Raw genomic sequence first — 19,733 nt, 5'->3', positions numbered from 1 at the left:
CGCGCGTCCCGGTGGGGACGGGCGGCCGCCGCGGCGCGGGGCGGTCAGCCCTGCTTGGTCTCCCAGAAGATCTTGTCGATCTGGGCGATGTAGTCCAGGGCCTTCTGACCGGTCGCCGGGTCGTTGGAGCCCTTGGCGGCGCTCAGCGCCTTGAGGGTGTCGTTGACGAGCTGGTGCAGCTCCGGGTACTTCTCGAAGTGCGGCGGCTTGAAGTAGTCGCTCCACAGCACCGAGACGTGGTGCTTGGCCAGCTCCGCGCGCTGCTCCTTGATGAGGACGGCGCGGGTACGGAAGTCCGCGTCCTCGTTGGCCTGGTACTTCTCCTGGACGGCCTTGACCGACTCGGCCTCGATACGGGCCTGGGCCGGGTCGTACACGCCGCACGGCAGGTCGCAGTGGGCGCTGACCTTCACCTTGGGGGCGAACAGGCGGGAAAGCATGTTCAGTCCTTCCTCGTGATCGTCTTCTCAGGTGCGAGATTACTCGCCGGGGGAAGGCTTTTCTCGGGTGGCTCGGGGTCTTAGGGCAAAAGGCCGGTTCCGGGCCGGGTCTGATGGAGGATGGGACCGGTGACGGACGACCGGGCCGTGGTGGTCGCCGGGCCGGGACCGGGAGGTGGGACGGGGATGCCGGAGCGGGTGGAAGAACGCGGGCCGGAGCAGGGTGAGGAGCACGGGCGGGAGCGCGGCGGACTGCTGCGGGCCTTCGGCCTGGCCGAGGTCTACAACCCGTCGATGGTGCCGACGCTGCGGCCCGGCGACCAGCTTGTGGTGCAGTACGGGGCGGTGGTGCGGGCGGGTGACGTGGTCGTCCTGCGGCACCCGTTCCGGCAGGACCTGCTGATCGTCAAACGGGCCGTCGAGCGGCGCGACGGCGGCTGGTGGGTCCAGGGGGACAATCCGTTCGTGGAGAACGACAGCCGCGAGTTCGGGGTGGTGCCCGACGAGCTGGTGATCGCGCGCGCCTGGGTGCGGGTGCGGCCGCCGCGCGGGGTTCAGCGCTCGCTGTCGGGCGCGCTGTCCTGGGTGGTCTCCGCGGTGCGTCCGGTACGGCCCGACCGTTCGCTGTCCAGGCGCTTGCGGGCCCGGTAGGCCGCGACGTTGGCGCGGGTCGCGCAGCGGTCCGAGCAGTAGCGCCGGGAGCGGTTGGTGGAGGTGTCGAGGTAGGCGTTGCGGCACGGGCGTGCCTGGCAGATGCCGAGCCGGTCGACGCCCAGCTCGGTGAGCTGGAAGGCCAGGCCCATGGAGGCGGTGGCGGTGTAGCCGGCGGTGGCGTTGGCCGCGTGGTCGGCGATGTGCAGGTGCCACTTGGGGCGGCCGTCCTCGTCGCGGAACTCGTGTCCGGAGACCTGCGGACTGACCGGGAACTCCATCATCAGCGCGTTGAGCAGGTCCACCGCCCGCACCTCGTCACCCTCGTCCGCCGCCTCGAAGACGGCGCGCAGCCGGGTCCGTACGCCGCGCAGGCGGGTCACGTCGCTCTCGTTGGCCCGGCGGGCCATCTGCTGGGCGGGCCCGAACAGCTCGCGGACGGCCTCGACCGAGGTCAGGGTGTCGCCGCCGCGCTCGGGCTGCTCGGTGTTGACCAGGCGAACGGCATAGTCCGAGTAATAGGCCAGTTCCACTTGTAGTCCTTACGGGCGCGGTCTAGTGTTCGTAATAGGTGTTGTTGCTACGAGGGTATTACGGCCTGGAGGTAACGGTATGACCGAGACCGTCGTCGGTACTGACTGGCAGGGGTGGCAGGACAGTTGGGACCGCCAGCAGGAGTGGTACATGCCGGACCGCGAGGAGCGGTTCCGCGTGATGCTGGACATGGTCGAGGCCCTGGTGGGCACCGAGCCCCGGGTGCTGGACCTGGCGTGCGGCACGGGCAGTATCTCCGACCGGCTGCTCAAGCGTTTCCCCAAGGCGGTCAGCGTGGGGGTGGACCTCGACCCGGCCCTGCTGGCCATCGCCGGCGGATACTTCGAAGGTGACGACCGGGTGACGTTCGTCCGCGCGGACCTCAAGGATCCCCGGTGGACCGACGCCCTGCCCCACGACTCGTACGACGCCGTACTCACCGCCACGGCCCTGCACTGGATGCACACCGGGCCACTGCGCGGGCTGTACGGGCAGCTCGGCGGGCTGGTCAGGGAAGGCGGCGTCTTCATGAACGCCGACCACATGCCCGAAGGCGACACCCCGCGCTTCGACGCCGCCGAGCGCGCCTTCCGGCACGCGCGGCAGGACGAGGCCAAGGCGGCGGGCGCCCTGGACTGGAGTGCCTGGTGGGAGAAGGCCGCCGCCGACCCGGTGCTGGCCGGGCCGACCGCCGAGCGCTTCGAGATCTACGGTGAGCACGCCGACGGCGACACCCCTTCGGTGACGTGGCACTGCGAGGTGCTGCGCGAGTCCGGGTTCGGTGAGGCGCGCGCGGTGTGGCGCTCGCCGTCGGACGCGCTGGTCCTCGGACTGAAGTAGCCGCGCACGGCCCGCGCCCACGACGGGCGGTACGTACGGAGGCGCCCGCGCGCCCGTACGTACCGCCCGTCGTGCGTGTCGTACCGCCGGTCAGAGCACCTTCGACAGGAACGACTTGGTGCGCTCGTGCTGCGGCTTGCCCAGCACGTCGCGCGGGTGCCCGGACTCGACCACCACACCGTCGTCCATGAAGACCAGCGAGTCGCCGACCTCGCGCGCGAAGCCCATCTCGTGCGTGACGACGATCATCGTCATGCCGTCCGACGCCAGGTCCTTCATCACGTCCAGCACGTCACCGACCAGCTCCGGGTCGAGCGCCGAGGTCGGCTCGTCGAAGAGCATCAGCTTCGGCTCCATGGCCAGCGCGCGGGCGATCGCGACGCGCTGCTGCTGGCCACCTGAGAGCTGCGAGGGGTAGTTGCCGGCCTTGTCGGCCAGGCCGACCCGGTCCAGCAGCTTGCCCGCACGCTCCCGGGCGGTCGCCTTGGACTCGCCCTTGACTTGGACCGGCGCCTCCATGATGTTCTCCAGCGCCGTCATGTGCGGGAACAGGTTGAAGCGCTGGAAGACCATGCCGATGTCGCGGCGGCGCGCGGCCACCTCGCGGTCGCGCAGCTCGTACAGCTTGCCGTTGGCCTCCCGGTAGCCGACCAGCTCGCCGTCGACCGACAGCCGGCCGGCGTTGATCTTCTCCAGGTGGTTGATGCAGCGCAGGAACGTCGACTTGCCGGAGCCGGACGGGCCGATCAGGCAGAACACCTCACGGGGCGCGACCTCCAGGTCGATGCCCTTGAGGATGTGGGCCGTGCCGAAGGACTTGTGGACGCCCTCGGCCTTGACCATGGGGGTGGACTTGCTGGTCATGCGGCACCTCCGGCCGACGAACGGGTGGTGCCGCCGGACAGCCGGGCCCGCAGCCGCTGGACCGGCGTGGGCGGAAGCTGGCGGCTGGCGCCGCGGGCGTAGTAGCGCTCCAGGTAGTACTGCCCGACGCTGAGCACCGAAGTGGCGATCAGGTACCAGACCGCGGCGAGGATGAGCATCTCCACCACGGGACCGGCGTCGCGGCCCACGTTCTGCGCCGACTGAAGCAGGTCGTAGTACTGCACCGCGATGACCAGCGACGAGGTCTTGAGCATGTTGATGACCTCGTTGCCGGTCGGCGGCACGATCACCCGCATCGCCTGCGGCACGATGATCCGGCGCAGCGTCTTGCCGTGGCTCATGCCCAGCGCGTGCGCCGCCTCGGTCTGGCCCTCGTCGACGGCGAGCAGGCCGCCGCGGCAGATCTCCGCCATGTACGCGGCCTCGTTGAGGCCGAGGCCCAGCAGCGCGCACAGGAACGGGGTCATGAAGTCCGACCACTCGTCCTTGTAGATCGGCATGATGTCGATGTACTGGAAGACCAGGCCCAGGTTGAACCAGAGGAACAACTGGACGTAGACCGGCGTACCGCGGAAGAACCAGACGTAGAACCACGCGACCGTCGAGGTCACCGGGTTCTTCGACTGCCGCATCACGGCGAGGACCACGCCCAGCACGATGCCGATGACCATCGACAGCACCGTGATCAGCAGCGTGTTGCGCAGACCCCGCAGGATGTCCGCGTTGAACATGTACTCGGGTATCGCGCCCCAGTTGACCTTGCCCGAGGCGAAGGCCCGCACGAGCAGGGCGAGCAATGCGAGGACGACCAGCGCCGCGACCCAGCGCCCGTAGTGCCGGACGGGAATGGCCTTGATCGGCTCGGGGGCGGGCGGCGGGGCGTCCGCCGGCGGCTGGGCCGGCTTGTCGACGTCAACTGACACGGGTGTTGCCTTTCAGCGTTCGGCGGGAGGGACGGGCCGTGCGCGGCCGGGCGGGCACGCGGCGGGCGGGGCTCGGGCAGGCTCAGCTCCCGCCGTTGAGCTTGACTTCCTTGACCGCGGCGTCCGTGACGTTCCACTTCTTGAGCACCTTGGCGTAGCTGCCCTTCTTGACGATGGCCTCCATGGCCGCCTTGAGGGCGTCGCGCAGCTTGGGGCTGTCCTTGGGCACCGCGATGCCGTACGGGGCGGCCTTGACCGGAGCGCCGCCGACCAACTGGAAGTCGTTGCCGCCACCGGAGGTCTTGACCGCGTACGCCGCGACCGGATAGTCGCTGGAGACCGCGTCCACGCCGCCGGTGCGCAGCCGCGTCTGCGCCTCGGTGTCGTTGTCGAACGCCTCGATGGAGATCGAGTCCGTGCCGGACTCCTCGCACTTCTTGGACTGGTCCTTGGCCAGGTCGTGCGAGACGGTGCCGCGCTGCACCGCGATCTTCTTGCCGCACAGCGCTTCCCAGCCGTCGATCCCCTGGGTCTTGCCCTTCTGCGTGTAGATCGAGACGCCGACGTCGAGGTAGTCGATGAAGTCGACCCCGTCGCTGACCTTCTTGCCGGTGGAGCTGTCCACGCCCTGCTGGCGGTCCTTGGTGTCGGTCATCGCCGACATGGCGATGTCGTAGCGCTTGGACTTCATGCCGCCCATGAGGGTGTCGAAGGTGGCGTTGTTGAAGTTGAGCTTGACGCCCAGCTCCTCGCCCAGCGCCTCGGCGAGGTCCGGGTCGATGCCGGTGACCTTGCCGTCGGTACGGAACTCCACCGGCTTGTAGGTGATGTCCGAACCGACCTGGATCATCGCCTTGTCCTGGATCTCCTTGGGCAGGAGCTTGAACAGCGGGGCGTCGGGGTTGCGGTTCTTGGCCGCCTCGCGCTTGGCGATCGCCGCGTCGGTCTGGTCGCCGCAGGCGCTGAGCAGCAGCAGCGAGGCCGCGACCGCGGTCGCGGCGGCCACGGCTGAACGAGACCTGCCGGGGGCCGGGCGACGGGTGGGGCTTGCGGTCATGCTGATCCTCCTGCGGATGAGGGAGAAGCCGACTGAGCAGGGGCCGGGCACACACCTTCGGGCGTCGCGACCTCGTTCGGTGACGGAATCTTGCCATCCGGACACCGCTATCCGGACTGCCGTCCAGGTCAAAATCGGATAACGGAGGGGGACGAAGCCGTACATCCCAGATGTCCCTTGGGTGCTGTGCGCCAAGTGGCCGGCGGGAGGCCGGGCCGTACAGGGTCGCGTCTCGCAATTCGGACACGGCACGGGGAACTTCTGATGTTTCGCGTTGTTCGCCCCTGATGCCGTGGTTGTGACCTCAGAGGTGACCCATGGGTAACGAATCCGACTCGTCGGGGCGCACGCCCGTCCGGTAGAAAGGTTCGTTACACCCCTCATCCGGGGCTCAGGGCGCGCGTGCGGCGCGCCCGGCGTCCGTACCTCCCCCCGCGGGACGGCCATCCGTCGCGCAGGGCACGGACGCGGTGCCCGCCCACCCCTTGACCAGGGAGTGGACACCCTCAACTGATTGACGAACAAAGGGGTTGAACCAGTGACAGCCAAGACCGCCCAGGCCCACGACGGCGGCAACACGCACAAGAACGCCGGTACCGACGCCCAGGGCACGCCCGGCTCCGGACCGGACGGCGGGGAGCAGTGCCAGGACCCCGCCTTCCTCCTGCACCGCGGCGGCAAGATGGCGATCCGGGCGACCGTGCCGGTGCGCGACAGCGAGGACCTCTCCCTCGCCTACACGCCCGGCGTCGCCAAGGTGTGCAGCGCCATCGCCGAAGAACCCGAGCTGGTGCACGACTACACCTGGAAGTCCCAGGTCGTGGCCGTCGTCACGGACGGCACCGCGGTGCTGGGCCTCGGTGACATCGGGGCCGAGGCGTCGCTGCCCGTGATGGAGGGCAAGGCGATCCTCTTCAAGCAGTTCGGCGGCGTGGACGCGGTGCCGATCGCCCTCGCGACGACCGACGCCGACGAGATCGTCGACACCGTGGTGCGGATGGCGCCGTCCTTCGGCGGCGTCAACCTGGAGGACATCTCCGCGCCCCGCTGCTTCGAGATCGAGCGCAAGCTCCAGGAACGCCTGGACATCCCGGTCTTCCACGACGACCAGCACGGCACCGCCGTGGTCACGCTGGCCGCGCTGCGCAACGCCGCCCAGTTGACGAACCGTTCGCTCGGGCAGTTGCGCGCCGTCATCTCCGGCGCCGGCGCGGCCGGTTTCGCCATCGCCAAGATCCTCGTCGAGGCGGGCATCGGTGACGTCGCGGTCTGCGACCGCAAGGGCATCGTCACCGCCGACCGCGACGAGCACATCACCGACGTCAAGCGCGAGCTGGCCTCCTTCACCAACAAGGCCGGACTGACCGGCTCCCTGGAGTCGGCGCTGGACGGCGCGGACGTCTTCATCGGCGTCTCCGGCGGCACGGTGCCGGAGGAGGCGGTCTCCAAGATGGCGAAGGACGCGCTGATCTTCGCCATGGCCAACCCGAACCCGGAGATCCACCCGGACGTCGCGCACAAGTACGCGGCCGTCGTGGCCACCGGCCGCAGCGACTACCCCAACCAGATCAACAACGTGCTGGCCTTCCCCGGCATCTTCGCCGGCGCGCTCCAGGTGCGCGCCAGCCGGATCACCGAGGGCATGAAGCTGGCCGCCGCCGAGGCGCTGGCCTCGGTGGTCGCCGACGACCTGAGCGCCGAGTGCGTCATCCCGTCGCCGTTCGACGAGCGGGTCGCCCCGGCGGTCACCTCGGCCGTCGCGGCCGCCGCCCGTGCGGAGGGCGTCGCGCGCCGCTGACCCCGCGTCCGTGGGAAGGCCCTGCCTCCGGGCGGGGCCTTTTCGCTGCGCCGAATCACGGGAGAGACTCCATGGAGTACCTGTTGACGTGGGCCTTCGCGCTCCTCGCGGTCATCACCCCAGCGGCGGTGACCGCGCTGTACACCCACCTCTTCTGCGCGGGGACGTTCCGCCGCGCGACGCGGCCCTGGGCCGAGGGCGCGGCTTTCGCGGGAATGTTCTCGGTGCTGGCCTTCGCCTGGGGGCTGTGGAAGTCGTTCGCCTGGGACATCGGGGAGACCTGCGCACTGCACGGGCACCGGTACGACGTCGACTTCCACCTCGACCCCGCCCGCCGGCAGCAGGGCCTCCTCCCGCTGTTCAGCAACAAGTGCGACGCGTCGTACGACCTGGTGCCCGGCTACGTCAACCCGCTGTTCTGGTCCTGCGTCGCGCTCACCGCCGTACTGACCTGCTGCGCGGTGGCCGTCGCGGTGCGCGGCCGCCGACGGGACCGGGTGGCGCGGGGGCGGGAGTCCGCGCAAGGGGCCTGACGGCGGCCGGGGGCCGGACGGCGGCGCGGCGCGTGTCACACTCCGGCGCGGTACCGCCCGGACCCCGGGCGCCCTACGTTGGGATCATGTTTGCTGCCTACGCCGCCCGCATCGACCGCGACCAGCCGCTGAACGGCCTCGAACTGGGGGAGCGCCCGGCCCCCGGCGCACGCCCCGGCTGGACGACCGTCAACGTCAGGGCCGCCTCCCTCAACCACCACGACCTGTGGTCGCTGCGCGGCGTGGGTCTGGGCGAGGAGGCGCTGCCCATGATCCTCGGCTGTGACGCGGCCGGCACCGACCAGGACGGCAACGAGGTCGTCCTGCACTCGGTGATCGGCCAGAGCGGCCACGGCGTCGGCCCGGACGAGCCGCGCTCCATCCTCACCGAGCGCTACCAGGGCACCTTCGCCGAACAGGTCACCGTCCCCGCCTGGAACGTGCTGCCCAAGCCGAAGGAACTGTCCTTCGCCGAGGCCGCGTGCCTGCCGACCGCCTGGCTGACCGCGTACCGGATGCTGTTCACCAACGCCGGGGTACGGCCCGGGGACAGCGTGCTCGTGCAGGGCGCGGGCGGCGGGGTGGCCACCGCGGCGATCGTGCTGGGCGCGGCGGCCGGGCTGCGGGTCTTCGCCACCAGCCGCAGCGAGGACAAGCGCAAGCGTGCCGTGGAACTGGGCGCCGAGGCCGCCCTGCCCAGCGGCGAGCGGCTGCCGCAGCGGGTGGACGCGGTGATCGAGACGGTGGGCGCCGCCACCTGGTCGCACTCGGTGAAGTCCCTCAAGCCGGGCGGCACGCTCGTCATCTCGGGCGCCACCTCCGGCTTCAACCCCGAGCGCACCGAACTCAACCGCATCTTCTTCCTGGAGCTGAAGGTCGTCGGCTCGACCATGGGCAGCAAGGACGAACTGGCCTCGCTGCTGAACTTCTGCGCGGCCAAGGGCGTCCGGCCCGTCATCGACACCACCCTGCCGCTGGACCGGGCGCGCGAGGGCTTCGCGAAGCTGGCCGAGGGCGAGATGTTCGGCAAGGTCGTCCTGACGGTCTGAGGCACGGGAGCAGGGGAGAGGCGGGGACGGGTGCGGGTGCTGCGCGCGGCCGGGCGTACGGCGACGGCCTGGAGCAACGGCGGCGGGGTGACGCGGGAGATCGCCGCCGCGCCGCCCGGCGCGGGCTGGGGCACCTTCGACTGGCGGGTGAGCCTGGCCGAAGTGGGACGCGACGGCCCGTACTCGGCGCTGCCCGGCGTGGACCGCGTCCTGACGGTGGCCGAGGGCGCCGGACTGGAACTGACCGTCGACGGCATCCGCCACGTCCTGCCCGGCCCGTACCAGCCGTTCGCCTTCCCCGGCGACGCCCCGACCGGCTGCCGCCTCCTGGGCGGGCCGGTCGTCAACTTCAACGTCATGCTGCGACGCGGGCGTTCGGAGGCGATGGTGGAGATGGCGCGCGGGCGCTATGTCGCGGAGCCGCGGCCGGGGGACGGAGCGGATGCGTCCGGGGAGCGGCGGACGCGGCTGGTGGTCGCGCTGTCCGGCCGTACGCGGCTGTCCGGACCGGACGCGGCCTGCTCGCACCTGCCCGGCTCGGGCGGCAGCGCCCGCACGCTGGAGCGGTACGACGCCGCCCTGATGCCCGCTGACGCGGGGGTCTCGCTGGACACCGACGGCGTCACGGCCGTCGTCACCCTCACCGTACGGACGGCAGCGGCCGGTGCCCGGCGGCCGGAGGAGTCCGCGCGGCATCCGTGACCGGGGTGCCGGTCGCGCCGGCGCGGCGCAGGGTGTGCCGCGCGTGGGCGGTGAAGGCGTCGGTGGCGGGGTGCGTGGCCGTGCGGGGGCGGGCCAGCAGGACCGTGACCGGGCCGGCGTCGGTGATCGGTACGTAACGGACCCCCGGGTGCGGGTGGCTGTGCACGGTGGCCTCTGCCGTCACCCCGGCCGCAGCCCCGGTCGCGATCATGGTCAGCCACTCGTCGACGTTGGCGACCTCGAAGGTGCTGCGCGGACGCTGTCCGGCGGGCCACAGCGCGGCGCTGGTGGTGCACGCGGTGGCGCACAGCGCGATGGTGTGGTGCGTCAGGTCGGCCAGCGAGACCGCCTCCTCCCCGGCCAGCGGGTCGCTCTCGCACAGGGCGGCGATCCGGCGTTCGCGGTACAGCGCCACGGTGTCCAGCACCCCGTCGTCCGCCGGGACCGTCCGCAGGAAGGCGAGATCGACGCTGCCACGGCGCAGTGCCGCCTCCGCGTCGTCGAGCCGGTGCACCTCGACGGGCTCGCCGGGGTGCCCGTCCCGCCACTCGCGCAGCAGCGGCACGGTGTGCCGGCCGAGCGCGGCCCAGGCGAAGCCGACGCGCAGCGGGCGCGGCCCGGCCACCGCCTCGGCGAGCGCGTCGTCGAGCTGGGCGAGGATGCGGTGGGCGTGCTCGTGCAGCCGCCGGCCCGCCGGGGTGAGCCGCAGCCGGCGGGTGGTCCGCTCGGCCAGGGAGGTGCCCAGGCGGCTCTCCAACTGGTCCAGGGTGCGCGAGAGCGCGGGCTGGCTGACGCGCAGGACCGCCGCCGCGCCGGTGATCGTGCCCTCGTCCCCGATGGCGGCCAGCGCCCGCAGATGCCGCAACTCCACGTTCACCGCACGCCTCCGTCCTCGGTACGGCCGGGCTGCCCGTCCAGAAGCCACCCACCACTCATGACTCCCGAGCATAAATCCCGCACGGAAGGCATTTCCCTCCCCGGACGGCCCGGCCTAGCGTCGGCGGCATGAGGATTCTGCTGATCGGCGCGACCGGAAAGCTCGGCGCCGCCGTACACGAGACGCTGGCCGGACGCGGCCACGAGATCATCACCGTCGGCCGCGGCGGCGGCGACCTGCGGCTGGACATCTCCGACCCGGCGCAGGTCACCGAGGCGTACGACCGGGCCGCCGAACGGGCCGGAACCCTGGACGCGGTGGTGAGCGCGGCTGGCGACACCCCGTTCAAGCCGGTCGCCGAGATGACCGCGGAGGACTACGCGGCGGGCTTCCGCGGCAAGGTGCTCAGCCAGATCGAGCTGGTGCGCCAGGGCACCGCCCGCATCGCCGGGCGTGGTTCCTTCACGCTGATCACCGGAGTGCTCGCCCGCGACCCCATCCCCACCGGCAGCGCGGCGGCGATGGCCAACGGCGCGGTGGAGGCGTTCGTACGGGCCGCGGCGCTCGACATCGCCCCGCAGCGGGTGAACGCCGTGAGCCCGACCGTGGTCACCGAATCCCTCGCGGACTACGGGGACTTCTTCCCGGGCGTCAAGCCGGTCGACCTGGCGCAGGTGGCCGCGGCGTACGTGCGGTCGGTCGAGGGCGGACAGACAGGGCAGGTCTACGAGCCGGTGTGACGGCCGGGCGGCGGGCGCGGGCGGGTGCGGGGGCGCTCAGCCCGTGTGCGAGCCCGCGTGGGCGCGGGCGTCCCCGGCGTCGCGCTCGCGGGCGAGCGCCTTCTCGCGCCCCTTGTCCAGTACGGCGAGCAGGACGACGGTGACGGCGGTCGCCACGCCCGAGGCGACGAAGTTCCACGGCGCGTCGAGGTAGTTGACGGGCCGCATGGGGTGGCCGTGGTCGTCGCCGACGATCCGGTAGAGGACGGCCGCCGGGCCCTCCCAGAAGCCCGCGGTGAACACCAGGATGGACAGCAGCCGGTACCAGGCTTCGTGCATGGTCGTCTCCCCGTTCCGTGACGGTATTGCTCCGTTCGTGGATACGAACGTATCAAAGGTTCAGGCGTGCTGCCTTGACTTGCTCGGCATCATCTGATATTCGTCACGCTTTTGCGGGCGCGGTACGCTCTGTATGTGCGTGACGAAAAGACGGCCGAGTGCCGGATCTGCGGTGCCGGGCTGCCCGACGCGGTACGGGGTCGCCCGCCCGCCTACTGCTCGCGGAGCTGCCAGGCGAAGGCGTACCGGCGGCGCAAGAAGGCGGCCCGTGCGGCCGTGGAGGAGCGCCCCGAGCGCTCGGTGCCCGACCCCTCAGTGGCTCCCCGGTCGCCCGCCGGCAGCGCGCGGGAGCGGCGGCGACGCGAGGTCGCCGAAGCCGTCTGGCGGATCGCGGCCGCTCGCGGCCTGGAGTCGGCGAGCATGCGCGAGGTCGCGGCGGAGGCCGGGGTCTCGCTGAGGGTGGTGCAGTACTACTTCGGCAGTAAGCACCGGCTGCTGGTCGAGTCGCTGCAACTCCTGCACGAGGAGAACGACCGCCGCGCCCGCGCGCGCATGGCGGAGCTGCACGATGCCGGTGAGCTGCGGGCCGTACTGCGCGCCGTACTGGTCGAGTTCCTGCCGCTGGACGCGCAACGCGCCCTCGCGCTGCGCGTGTTCACCGCGTACTTCGTCCGCAGTCTGACCGACCCGGCGATGGCCGAGGTCTTCCTGCACGGCGAGCAGGTGGTGGAGTCCCTGGTCGCCACCCTGATCCGGGAGGCCGGCGGCGTACGGCCCGGCGTCGATCCCGCGCGCGAGGCGGACCTGCTGGTGTCGGGCGTCTCCGGACTGGGGCTCGACGTACTGCACGGGCGCCGCACGATGGCGGAGGTCCAGCGCACCATCGACTACCACCTCGACCGGATCTTCGTCTGAGCGGGGCGGGGTATGGGCCGGGGGTGGCCGGGGCGTCGTCCGGGGGTCCGCCGGGTGGCGTAGTCGCGGTTGCGCCCGTGCGGGGTCACCTCGGGCCGTCGGATGTCGGGAATCGACTCGTCGATATGGGCGACGGTGGTGGGGCGCCGATGGCGGGCCCGTTCCCGGTGCGCGTCGCCGTCCGTCCACGGGTGGCGGGCCGATATCCGGCCGTCAACCGCCATTGACACGATCGGCGCGTCAACCTACATTGACACCATGAGCGAAGCAACGAAGCTCGCCGAGCGGGCGGGCGACCAGGACCCCCGGATCGGCCTGCGGGCGGTGGCCGCGCTCCGCCGGCTGCTGGAGCAGTTGGAAGCCGTACAGGTGCGCAGTGCCCGCGTGAAGGGCTGGTCGTGGCAGGACATCGCCGCCGAGCTGGGTGTCAGCCGGCAGGCGGTCCACAAGAAGTACGGGAGGCGTTGATGTTCGAACGGTTCACGGCGAGCGCCCGCGACGTGGTGCGCGGCGCTCGCGCCTACGCGGTACGGCCGGGCTCCGGCACGGTCGGCGAGGGCGAACTGCTGCTCGCCCTGCTGGACGGCCGGGGCTCCCCGGGCGCCGAGGCGCTCGCCGCCCTCGGCGTGCGCGAGCGCCGGGCGTCCGTGGAACGGTCGCTGGAGCAGGCCCGCAGGCGGGGCGGTCTGACCTCCGCCGACGCGGAGGCGCTGGCCGGGCTCGGCATCGACGTGGCGGAGATCGTCACCCGGGTGGAACGGGCGCACGGCGCCGGCGCGCTGGACTCCGCCTCCGCGCCGAAGGAGCGCCGCGGACGCTCGTTGCGCGGACCGTTCCGCCCGGAGGCCAAGGCCGTACTGGAACGGTCGCTGCGCGTCGCGCTCGGCCGCGGCGACAAGCACATCGGCGACGAACACCTGCTGCTCGCCATGGTGTCCGGCCCGGGCCTCGCCGCGTCCGTACTGGCCGAACACGGCGGCGAGCACGCCGACGTCGTACGGGTGCTGGGGGAGCGGGCCGCGGCGGGGTGAGCGGGCCTGCCGTGGTGGCGGGACGGACGGGCGTGGGGGCCGCTGCGGCGAGGTGACGGGCGGGTGCGGTGGCGCCCGCCGCCCGCTACGGGTACGCGACCTTCACCGCCCCGATCCCCGACGTGCCGTGCCGCGGCAGCAGCCCGGCCTCGGAGACCGCGCCCAGCAGCGGGTTGAGAAGCTGGGCGAGCCGTTCCGCGCGGGACCGGCCCAGCGCCCGCCAGGGCCCGGCGGCCAGCCGGTCCGTCATGCGCTCGACGTCGTCCCGCCCCTCGCGCGCCCGGTCCGTCGGCCGCCCGGCCGGGTCGATCCAGCCGCGCGCGGCGAGCCGGTCGTGCGCGGCGCTCCACTCCTGCGACGTCCAGCCGCGCCCCTTGAAGTTGGCCTTCGGCACGGCGCCGATCGCGGCGAACGACACCAGGGCCTCGCACGGTTCGAGGTCGTAGGTCAGCAGGGCCGCCAGGTGGCCGTCGCCGCGGTGCTCGCGCAGTACCGTGATGGCGTGCCAGAGCGCCAGGTGCGGGGCGTCCGGCCAGGGCAGGTCGCGGTTGGCGGCGGCCAGCGGGCGGGCGGCCGTCGAGGCGTTCTCGGCGGCCTGCCGGGCCAGCCCGGCCGCCTCGGCGAGCTGCGCGGCGGACATGCCGGCGGCTCTCGTCAGACCGGTCATTATGCGGTCCACCGCCTGCATCCGGGCGTCCAGCACCTTGCCGGGCGCCGCCGTCGACCAGATCGCCGGCACGTACCGGGCGATCATCCGCGGGCTGAAGCTGTAGAACGTCGCGGCCACCAGTTCGGGACCCGCCGCACCGAGCGGCGCCGTGCGCCAGGCGAAGTAGCTGGGCCAGCGGGAATCGGTGTCGTAACCGAGTGCCGCCGCCTCCTCGAACGCCTCCGGTGCGAAGTAGAGAATGGCGTGGACGGGCTCCAGTTGGCGCCACATCCGGCGGGCCACGGCAGGGTATTCCGACATCGCTTACCTCTTGGCCTTCAAGATCCGTTCAGACAGGGAGAGTTGACTGTAAGGGCGGACACGGCCACAGGTCTGCGATTTCCTACGGCAGATCCCGTCGTCGGGCAAAAAGCCGTGCGAGGGTCTGAGTTCCCCGATTACGGGCGGTGAATCCAGACCCTCGCAGACAACTGTGCGTGACGGACGGGCGATCGGCCGGAGCGGTCAGTGCGGGGGTTCCCGCCTGGCCGCATATGCCTCCGGGTCCCGCAGCAGTGCTCCGACGTGCGCAGCAGTCGACGCCAGACGGCGGCGTACGTCCGTCAACTGCTCGGCGCTGACGCCGTGGTCGCGCGCCGCGTCCCGCAGGTCGTCCCGGAAGCGGTCCAGCAGCCGGTCGAAGTCCCGGGCCGGGTCACCGGATCCGGGCTCGGACGCCCACGCGGGCTCGGCGGGCGCACCGCCGCCGGTCTCCGTCCGGGCCGCCCGCGAGCCGTCCGTACTGTCGGCTCCCGCCGCCGCGTCTTCCTTGGTGAGGCCGACACCGGGGGCCTCCGCCGGGCCCTGTCCGCGCGCGCCGCCGGGACGGTCCGCGTCCGCCGGTCCGCCCTCGGCCGGCTCCGGCCCGGCGCCGAAGCGGCCCATCTCGCGCGAGACCTCCGACAGCGCCTCGCGCAGCGCCCCCGCCCAGTCCCCGGTACGTACGTGCTCCTGGGCCTGTTCCTGTACGCGCTTGATGGCCTGCTGCACCTCGTCCCGTACGAACGACTGCGCGTCCCGGGCCTGTTTGCGGGCCCGCTGCGCGTCCTGCTTCGCGCGCCGGCTCTCCTCCTTGGCCCGCCGCGCCTGCTCCTTCCACTCCTCCTTGGCGCGCCGGAACTCCTCCTTCGCCTGCCGCCAGCCCTCCTTGTCGCCGAAGCGGTCCTCGAAGTACTCGGCGGCGTCGGGGAATCCGTGCTCCGTGCCGCGGCCCCCGGCGGTGCTCCGCCGGCCCTCGCGGGCCTGCTGCGCCGCCTCGCGCATCTCGCGGCGCAGGTTCCGCGCCGAGCCGCTCACGTCCTCCCGGATGTCGGAGGCCAGCGCGGCGACCGACTCCCGGATCTCCAGCTCCAGGTCGGCCAGTTCACCGCCCCGGTCGGCCAGTTCGGCACGGCCCGCCGCGGTGATCGCGTAGACCTTGCGGCCGCCCTCGGTGGTGTGGGTGACCAGGCCCTCGGCCGCCAGTTTGGCCAGCCGCGGGTAGACCGTCCCGGCGGACGGCGCGTAGAGCCCCTGGAAGCGTTCCTCCAGGAGCCGGATGATCTCGTAACCGTGCCGCGGGGCCTCGTCCAGCAGCTTGAGGAGGTAGAGGCGGAGGCGGCCGTGGGCGAAGACGGGGGGCATGGCTGTCAGAGCACCTTCTTGTCGGCCTGGTCGGCGCTGTCGGCGGGGGAGTCCTCGGGGGACTCGGACGGTGGGCGGCGCAGGAGGGCCAGACCTCCGGAGACCGTGGTGACCTTCAGCGTGCCGTTGCCCGAGCCGAGCCGGCCCGTGATCCGCTTGGCCCCCACCGGCCGCTGACCCGCAGATCCTCGAAGGCGTTGGCGACCGTGCCGCTGGTGGTGTTCGCCTCGACCCGGGTGTCGCCCGGCGCGGGCAGCCGGATGGCGACCTCGCCGGAGACCGTGGTCAGCCGCACGTCCGCGCCCGCGCCCGCCGGATCGAGGTCCAGGGCCAGGTCGCCGCTGACCGACTCGGCCCGTACGGAGCCGCCGGAGCCCTCCAGGAGCGTCAGGTCGCCGGAGACGGAGTGGAAGCTCAGGTCCCCCGTGACGGCCTGCCCCTCGACCCCGCCCGACACGGTCTCGGCCCGCACGGGCCCGGTCAGGCCGACCAGGGTGCTGTCGCCGCTGACCCCGCGCAGCTCCGTACGCCCGGAGATCCCCGAGAGCACCGCGCTCGCGCCCACCGTGCCGACCTCGACGCGGGTCGCGGCGGGCACGGTGACCGAGACGACCGCGGTGCGCTGCCAGGCCCCCGGCCGATCATCTTCAGCAGGCCCTTCCAGGGCAGGTCCTCGTACGTGACGGTGAGCGTCCCCGCCTCCCGCCGGACGGTCAGCGGCGGCCCGGAGATCTCGCTGATCTCCACCCGCGCGGGGCCGCCGTCCGTCGTGCCGACGACGTTGACGGTCCCGCCCACCACCCGCACCTCCAGTGCGGTGACGGCGCCCTCGATCTCCAGCGTGCGCGGCTCGGAGACCGACCACTCGGCCCGTTCTGGCATGTCCTGGCCTCCCTGGCATGACGACAACGCAACATATCGCGTCTCTACCGACACGATATATCGCGCCCGGCGTCCTTTCCAAGGGCGGCGCCCCGGATGCCACGGCGAGGGCACGGCGGCGCCCCGGCACACAAAAGCGCCCGGCCGGGACGGCGGGAGGACCGCCGGCCGGCCGGGCCCGGGCACGCACCGCGTCGCACGCGGCGCCGGGTCAGTCGTCGTCCTCGTCGTCCAGCCGCGCCAGCCAGGTGGCCAGCCGCTCGACGGGGACCTCGAAGTCGGGGTTGAGGTCGACAAAGGTCCGCAGTTGTTCGGCGACCCAGCCGAGGGTGACCTCCTCCTCGCCGCGCCGGCTCTCCAGCTCCTCGATACCGCGATCCGTGAAATACACGCGCTCTCCACCAGGTTTTCGGGACGTACCCGGCCAGGATAGGCAGGCGTCGCGACCCCTCGCGTCACTCGCACCCTGGGGATAACCTGATCACCTGTCAACGGCCCTGGGGCAGTGGGACTCTGCCGCTCAGGGGGAGCAGGAGGCCGTGATGCGCGATCGCGCACATCTCATCGAGCTGCCCGACGGTACGGCGGTCTGGGCCCGGGTCTCCCGGCTGGACGTCGCCGGGACGCCGGACGAGGAATACGACGACGTCGGGGCCTGGGAGGCGCTCGGCGCCCGGGTCGAGGGGCTGCGGGACCTGGTCGGCGGGGTCGCGGCGAGCCTGCGCGAGGCCACCGAACGGGTGGCGCCGGACGAGACCAGTGTGACCTTCGGCGTGGAGGTGGCGGCCAAGCCCGGCCGGGCGGTGGCGCTGCTCGCGGACGGCGAGGCCAAGGCCAACCTGTCCGTGACGCTCACGTGGCGGAAGCGGGAGACGCCCGGGACCGGCACCGCCCCGGAGCAGGGCGGCCGCGCCGGCGGCCGAGGGCCGCACGACCCGGGTGAGTGATGGCGGCCCCGGAAGGCGGCCACGGGCCCGGACGGGGTGAACGCGCGGACCGCGAGAAGTACGCGCACCTCCTCGGGCACGCGGGCCGGGCGACCGTCGCCATCCGCCCGGCGCCCGGTGTGACCCCGGCGCCGTTGTGGGGCAGCGGCGTCTTCGTCGCCCCCGGCTGGGTGCTGACCTGCGCCCACGTGCTCACCAGCGGCGACGGCCGGCGCCGCGCCACGGGCCCGGACGGCGAGGTCGGGGTGGCGTTCGACGGGCGGGTGGCCGCCGCGCGCCTGGAGTACGACCTGAGCCGCCCGGCCCCCTTACGGGCGGCTCCCCCGCCGTGCGGGACGGCGGGGGAGGACAGACCGGAAGCACCGGAAGACCCGGACACCGGCCGGGAGGCGGCCGGGAGCGGCCCGGCGCCCGCTCCGGGCCCCCGCGTGGACCTGGCCCTCCTGCGGCTCCTCGATCCCGGCATCCGGCACCCGTGCGCCTGGCTCAGCGACCAGCCGGCCGCGCTCCTGGAGGACGCGTTCATCTTCCGCGGCCATGACCAGGACCCGCCCGGCGCCGGACGCGGCCCCGTCTCCGGCGCCGCCCCCGACCCGGGTGCCGCCCCCGTCGACCCCTTCATCGCCGTCCGCTTCGGCGCCCGCGACGCCCGCGGCCTCCAGTTCGGCACCGACGTCCGGGTGACGCCGGGCGCGTCCGGCGGACCGCTGCTGGACTGCGACCGGGGCGAGGTCGTCGGCATCGTCAAAGGCAGCCACCGCGAGGACCGGCTCGGCCTCGCGGTGCCGGTCACCGAACTGCGCGGGCTGGCGCCGCACCACCTCGTACCGGGCGCCGCCGGGCTCGGCGACGACCCGTACCACGCGCTGATGGGCCTGCACGACCGCTGGCACTGGGCCGGGCAGGACCTCGGCGGGCCGGGCGAGCCCACCTGGTTCGACGCGCAGCACGCGATCATGTCGGGGCGCGGCCGGCTGTGGGGCGTGCAGGAGCGGCTGCAGGCGCTCGACCTGCTGGCGTCGCTGCCCGCGCCGCGCGACCCGCTCGTGGTGGCCGCCGCGGTCGCCGAGGCGCTGGGCCGCGCGGACCCGCAGGGCCGTACCGGCCGGGCCGGGCCGTGGACGCTGCGCACCTGGCGGGACGGGCACGGGGCGCTCTACCAGGGCAGCGACCCGTACACGGAGCTGTGCGCCTTCGTGCACTACCTGCGCATCGTCGCGCAGCGCACGGCCGACGAGGCGCGGGAGGTCCCCGGCGACGAGGGCGTCGCGCTCCGCACGGCCGCCGAGCGGCTGGAACTGTTCGTCACGGCCAAGGCGGTCGTCCTCCTGCCCAGGGACCGGGAGCGGATCGGACCGGTACGCCGCCGCCCCGACGCGCTGCTGGTGGAGTTCGAGCCGCTGTTCTACGACGACGCGGGCGGCCGCCAACTGTTCAACTGGTCGGTCAGCGAGGGGTACGGGCAGGGCCGGTGGCAGCGCGTCGAGATCCAGGAGACGCGGGACGGCGTGCCCTTCGAGCAGGCTTGCGACCAGGTGCTGCAACGGCTCGGCCCACGGCTGCTGCGCGCCGACGACGCGGCGGGCGGCGCCCGGGTGCGCCTGGAGGTCGCGGTGCCGGAGGAGCGGTGGCACACGCCGGCGGCCCGCTGGCGCGTACCGGCCTCGACGCGCCGGTCCGCGCGCCTGCGCCCGCTGGGCCCGACGCGCGCGGTGGTGCTGCGCGACCAGGGGCGCCGCCAGGAGGTGGACCCGGCCTGGCTGCGGCGCTGGCAGGGCCTGACCGCGGCCGGGCGGATGACCGCGCTGCGGGTGCCGGCCGGCCCCCGCGCCTCGGTGTCGGGGCTGTCCCGGCTGCTGGAGGAGGCGGACGAGGGCGCGGTACCGGCGCTGTGCCGGTCGGTGGCGGACGGTACGGGGCTGGAGGCCGTCGGCTGGACCCTGGACACCGGCCACCCGGTCGCGCTGTGGCTCGCGGAGGGCCACGGCGAACGGGACTGCGACCGGGTGTGCGACGCGTTCCACCGGGAGGTGTCACAGTTGCTCGGCGCGCCGAAGTCGGTCGCCGAGATACCCGAACTGGTGCGGGAACTGCGGGCCAAGGCCGCCGAGGGCGGCGCCTCCTGGGCCCGCGACCTCGTGCTCCTCTACGACGACCCGGACAACCCGATTCCCCAACTCTTCCCCGGCGCCACGCAATTGTCGCCCCCATGACGTCCCCCGAGACCGGAAAACGCCCCGCATCCTTCCGTCCGGCTGGCTACTGTCCTAGCGTCGTGA

General features: G+C 72.9%; 22 protein-coding genes and 1 pseudogene. 12 read left to right on the top strand and 11 right to left on the bottom strand.

Going from position 1 to position 19,733, the window contains the following annotated elements; genetic code table 11:
• Window positions 1–44: 44 nt before the first annotated feature.
• Entirely contained in the window at window positions 45–440 is a 396-nt protein-coding gene (sodN, locus tag EJG53_RS13295; protein ID WP_030017226.1) for a superoxide dismutase, Ni, read from the bottom strand.
• A gap of 186 nt (window positions 441–626) precedes the next feature.
• Between sodN and sodX the strand changes: the two genes are divergently transcribed.
• Window positions 627–1,091 (top strand): nickel-type superoxide dismutase maturation protease, encoded by a 465-nt coding sequence (gene sodX / locus EJG53_RS13290; RefSeq protein ID WP_125049346.1) that lies wholly within the window; start codon window positions 627–629, stop codon window positions 1,089–1,091.
• Here the strand turns inward: sodX and EJG53_RS13285 are convergent.
• Window positions 995–1,624, bottom strand: coding sequence for a CGNR zinc finger domain-containing protein (locus tag EJG53_RS13285; protein ID WP_125045023.1), 630 nt, complete (start codon window positions 1,622–1,624; stop codon window positions 995–997). The two genes, sodX and EJG53_RS13285, sit on opposite strands and share 97 nt — an antisense overlap.
• A gap of 79 nt (window positions 1,625–1,703) precedes the next feature.
• Between EJG53_RS13285 and EJG53_RS13280 the strand changes: the two genes are divergently transcribed.
• Window positions 1,704–2,465 carry a class I SAM-dependent methyltransferase gene (locus EJG53_RS13280; RefSeq protein WP_125045022.1) on the top strand — a complete coding sequence of 254 codons (762 nt, stop codon included), beginning with the start codon at window positions 1,704–1,706 and terminating at the stop codon, window positions 2,463–2,465.
• Between the two features lie 90 nt (window positions 2,466–2,555).
• Here EJG53_RS13280 and EJG53_RS13275 read toward each other — a convergent pair whose 3' ends face one another.
• The 3 genes from EJG53_RS13275 to EJG53_RS13265 form a co-directional block, all read right to left on the bottom strand.
• Window positions 2,556–3,308, bottom strand: a complete 753-nt coding sequence (locus EJG53_RS13275; RefSeq protein WP_078623906.1) for an amino acid ABC transporter ATP-binding protein — start codon at window positions 3,306–3,308, stop codon at window positions 2,556–2,558.
• 17 nt (window positions 3,309–3,325) lie between these two features.
• Window positions 3,326–4,273, bottom strand: coding sequence for an amino acid ABC transporter permease (locus EJG53_RS13270; RefSeq protein WP_031001215.1), 948 nt, complete (start codon window positions 4,271–4,273; stop codon window positions 3,326–3,328).
• An 82-nt stretch (window positions 4,274–4,355) separates the two neighbouring features.
• A complete protein-coding gene (locus tag EJG53_RS13265; RefSeq protein WP_125045021.1) occupies window positions 4,356–5,330 on the bottom strand; it encodes an ABC transporter substrate-binding protein in 975 nt (324 codons plus the stop codon).
• 538 nt (window positions 5,331–5,868) lie between these two features.
• Here EJG53_RS13265 and EJG53_RS13260 point away from each other — a divergent pair.
• The 4 genes from EJG53_RS13260 (at window position 5,869) to EJG53_RS13245 (ending at window position 9,412) form a co-directional block, all read left to right on the top strand.
• Window positions 5,869–7,128: an NAD(P)-dependent malic enzyme gene (locus EJG53_RS13260; RefSeq protein WP_125045020.1), complete on the top strand. Its 1,260-nt coding sequence runs from the start codon at window positions 5,869–5,871 to the stop codon at window positions 7,126–7,128.
• Window positions 7,129–7,199: 71 nt separating this feature from the next.
• The gene (locus EJG53_RS13255; protein ID WP_125045019.1) at window positions 7,200–7,661 is read left to right on the top strand and encodes a hypothetical protein; all 462 of its coding nucleotides are present in this window, start codon (window positions 7,200–7,202) and stop codon (window positions 7,659–7,661) included.
• Window positions 7,662–7,747: 86 nt separating this feature from the next.
• Window positions 7,748–8,710, top strand: a complete 963-nt coding sequence (locus EJG53_RS13250) for a zinc-binding dehydrogenase (RefSeq protein WP_125045018.1) — start codon at window positions 7,748–7,750, stop codon at window positions 8,708–8,710.
• Between the two features lie 30 nt (window positions 8,711–8,740).
• A complete protein-coding gene (locus EJG53_RS13245; protein WP_125045017.1) occupies window positions 8,741–9,412 on the top strand; it encodes a HutD/Ves family protein in 672 nt (223 codons plus the stop codon).
• Here EJG53_RS13245 and EJG53_RS13240 read toward each other — a convergent pair.
• Entirely contained in the window at window positions 9,351–10,289 is a 939-nt protein-coding gene (locus EJG53_RS13240) for a LysR family transcriptional regulator (protein ID WP_125045016.1), read from the bottom strand. The genes EJG53_RS13245 and EJG53_RS13240 overlap by 62 nt on opposite strands.
• A gap of 128 nt (window positions 10,290–10,417) precedes the next feature.
• On the opposite strand from EJG53_RS13240, the gene EJG53_RS13235 reads away from it, so the two are divergent.
• Complete coding sequence (locus EJG53_RS13235) at window positions 10,418–11,029, top strand: short chain dehydrogenase (protein WP_125045015.1); 612 nt, start codon at window positions 10,418–10,420, stop codon at window positions 11,027–11,029.
• Window positions 11,030–11,065: 36 nt separating this feature from the next.
• Here EJG53_RS13235 and EJG53_RS13230 read toward each other — a convergent pair whose 3' ends face one another.
• Window positions 11,066–11,347, bottom strand: coding sequence for a hypothetical protein (locus EJG53_RS13230; RefSeq protein ID WP_125045014.1), 282 nt, complete (start codon window positions 11,345–11,347; stop codon window positions 11,066–11,068).
• A gap of 135 nt (window positions 11,348–11,482) precedes the next feature.
• On the opposite strand from EJG53_RS13230, the gene EJG53_RS13225 reads away from it, so the two are divergent.
• The 3 genes from EJG53_RS13225 (at window position 11,483) to EJG53_RS13210 (ending at window position 13,293) form a co-directional block, all read left to right on the top strand.
• Window positions 11,483–12,262, top strand: coding sequence for a TetR/AcrR family transcriptional regulator (locus EJG53_RS13225; protein ID WP_244955121.1), 780 nt, complete (start codon window positions 11,483–11,485; stop codon window positions 12,260–12,262).
• A gap of 258 nt (window positions 12,263–12,520) precedes the next feature.
• A complete protein-coding gene (locus EJG53_RS13215) occupies window positions 12,521–12,730 on the top strand; it encodes an RNA polymerase sigma factor sigma-70 region 4 domain-containing protein (protein WP_031001233.1) in 210 nt (69 codons plus the stop codon).
• Window positions 12,730–13,293, top strand: a complete 564-nt coding sequence (locus EJG53_RS13210; RefSeq protein ID WP_125045013.1) for a Clp protease N-terminal domain-containing protein — start codon at window positions 12,730–12,732, stop codon at window positions 13,291–13,293. The genes EJG53_RS13215 and EJG53_RS13210 overlap by 1 nt, the downstream gene beginning before the upstream one ends.
• 85 nt (window positions 13,294–13,378) lie before the next feature.
• On the opposite strand, the gene EJG53_RS13205 is transcribed toward EJG53_RS13210, so the two are convergent.
• The 4 genes and pseudogenes from EJG53_RS13205 to EJG53_RS13190 form a co-directional block, all read right to left on the bottom strand.
• Window positions 13,379–14,263 (bottom strand): SCO6745 family protein, encoded by an 885-nt coding sequence (locus EJG53_RS13205; RefSeq protein ID WP_125045012.1) that lies wholly within the window; start codon window positions 14,261–14,263, stop codon window positions 13,379–13,381.
• 204 nt (window positions 14,264–14,467) lie between these two features.
• Window positions 14,468–15,625, bottom strand: coding sequence for a PadR family transcriptional regulator (locus EJG53_RS13200; RefSeq protein WP_125045011.1), 1,158 nt, complete (start codon window positions 15,623–15,625; stop codon window positions 14,468–14,470).
• Between the two features lie 5 nt (window positions 15,626–15,630).
• A pseudogene (locus tag EJG53_RS41075) lies at window positions 15,631–16,507 on the bottom strand (DUF4097 family beta strand repeat-containing protein).
• A 211-nt stretch (window positions 16,508–16,718) separates the two neighbouring features.
• Complete coding sequence (locus EJG53_RS13190) at window positions 16,719–16,898, bottom strand: DUF6104 family protein (protein ID WP_030017204.1); 180 nt, start codon at window positions 16,896–16,898, stop codon at window positions 16,719–16,721.
• Window positions 16,899–17,049: 151 nt separating this feature from the next.
• On the opposite strand from EJG53_RS13190, the gene EJG53_RS13185 reads away from it, so the two are divergent.
• Window positions 17,050–17,454, top strand: a complete 405-nt coding sequence (locus EJG53_RS13185) for a CU044_2847 family protein (RefSeq protein WP_244955120.1) — start codon at window positions 17,050–17,052, stop codon at window positions 17,452–17,454.
• Complete coding sequence (locus EJG53_RS13180; protein WP_125045009.1) at window positions 17,454–19,667, top strand: VMAP-C domain-containing protein; 2,214 nt, start codon at window positions 17,454–17,456, stop codon at window positions 19,665–19,667. The genes EJG53_RS13185 and EJG53_RS13180 overlap by 1 nt, the downstream gene beginning before the upstream one ends.
• Window positions 19,668–19,733: the final 66 nt, after the last annotated feature.

Origin of the sequence: Streptomyces chrestomyceticus JCM 4735 (genome assembly GCF_003865135.1) — a bacterium.
In the GTDB taxonomy this organism is placed as follows: Bacteria; Actinomycetota; Actinomycetes; order Streptomycetales; family Streptomycetaceae; genus Streptomyces; species Streptomyces chrestomyceticus.
Note: the sequence above shows the minus strand (reverse complement) of the source record. Positions and strands in the feature narration are given on the sequence as shown.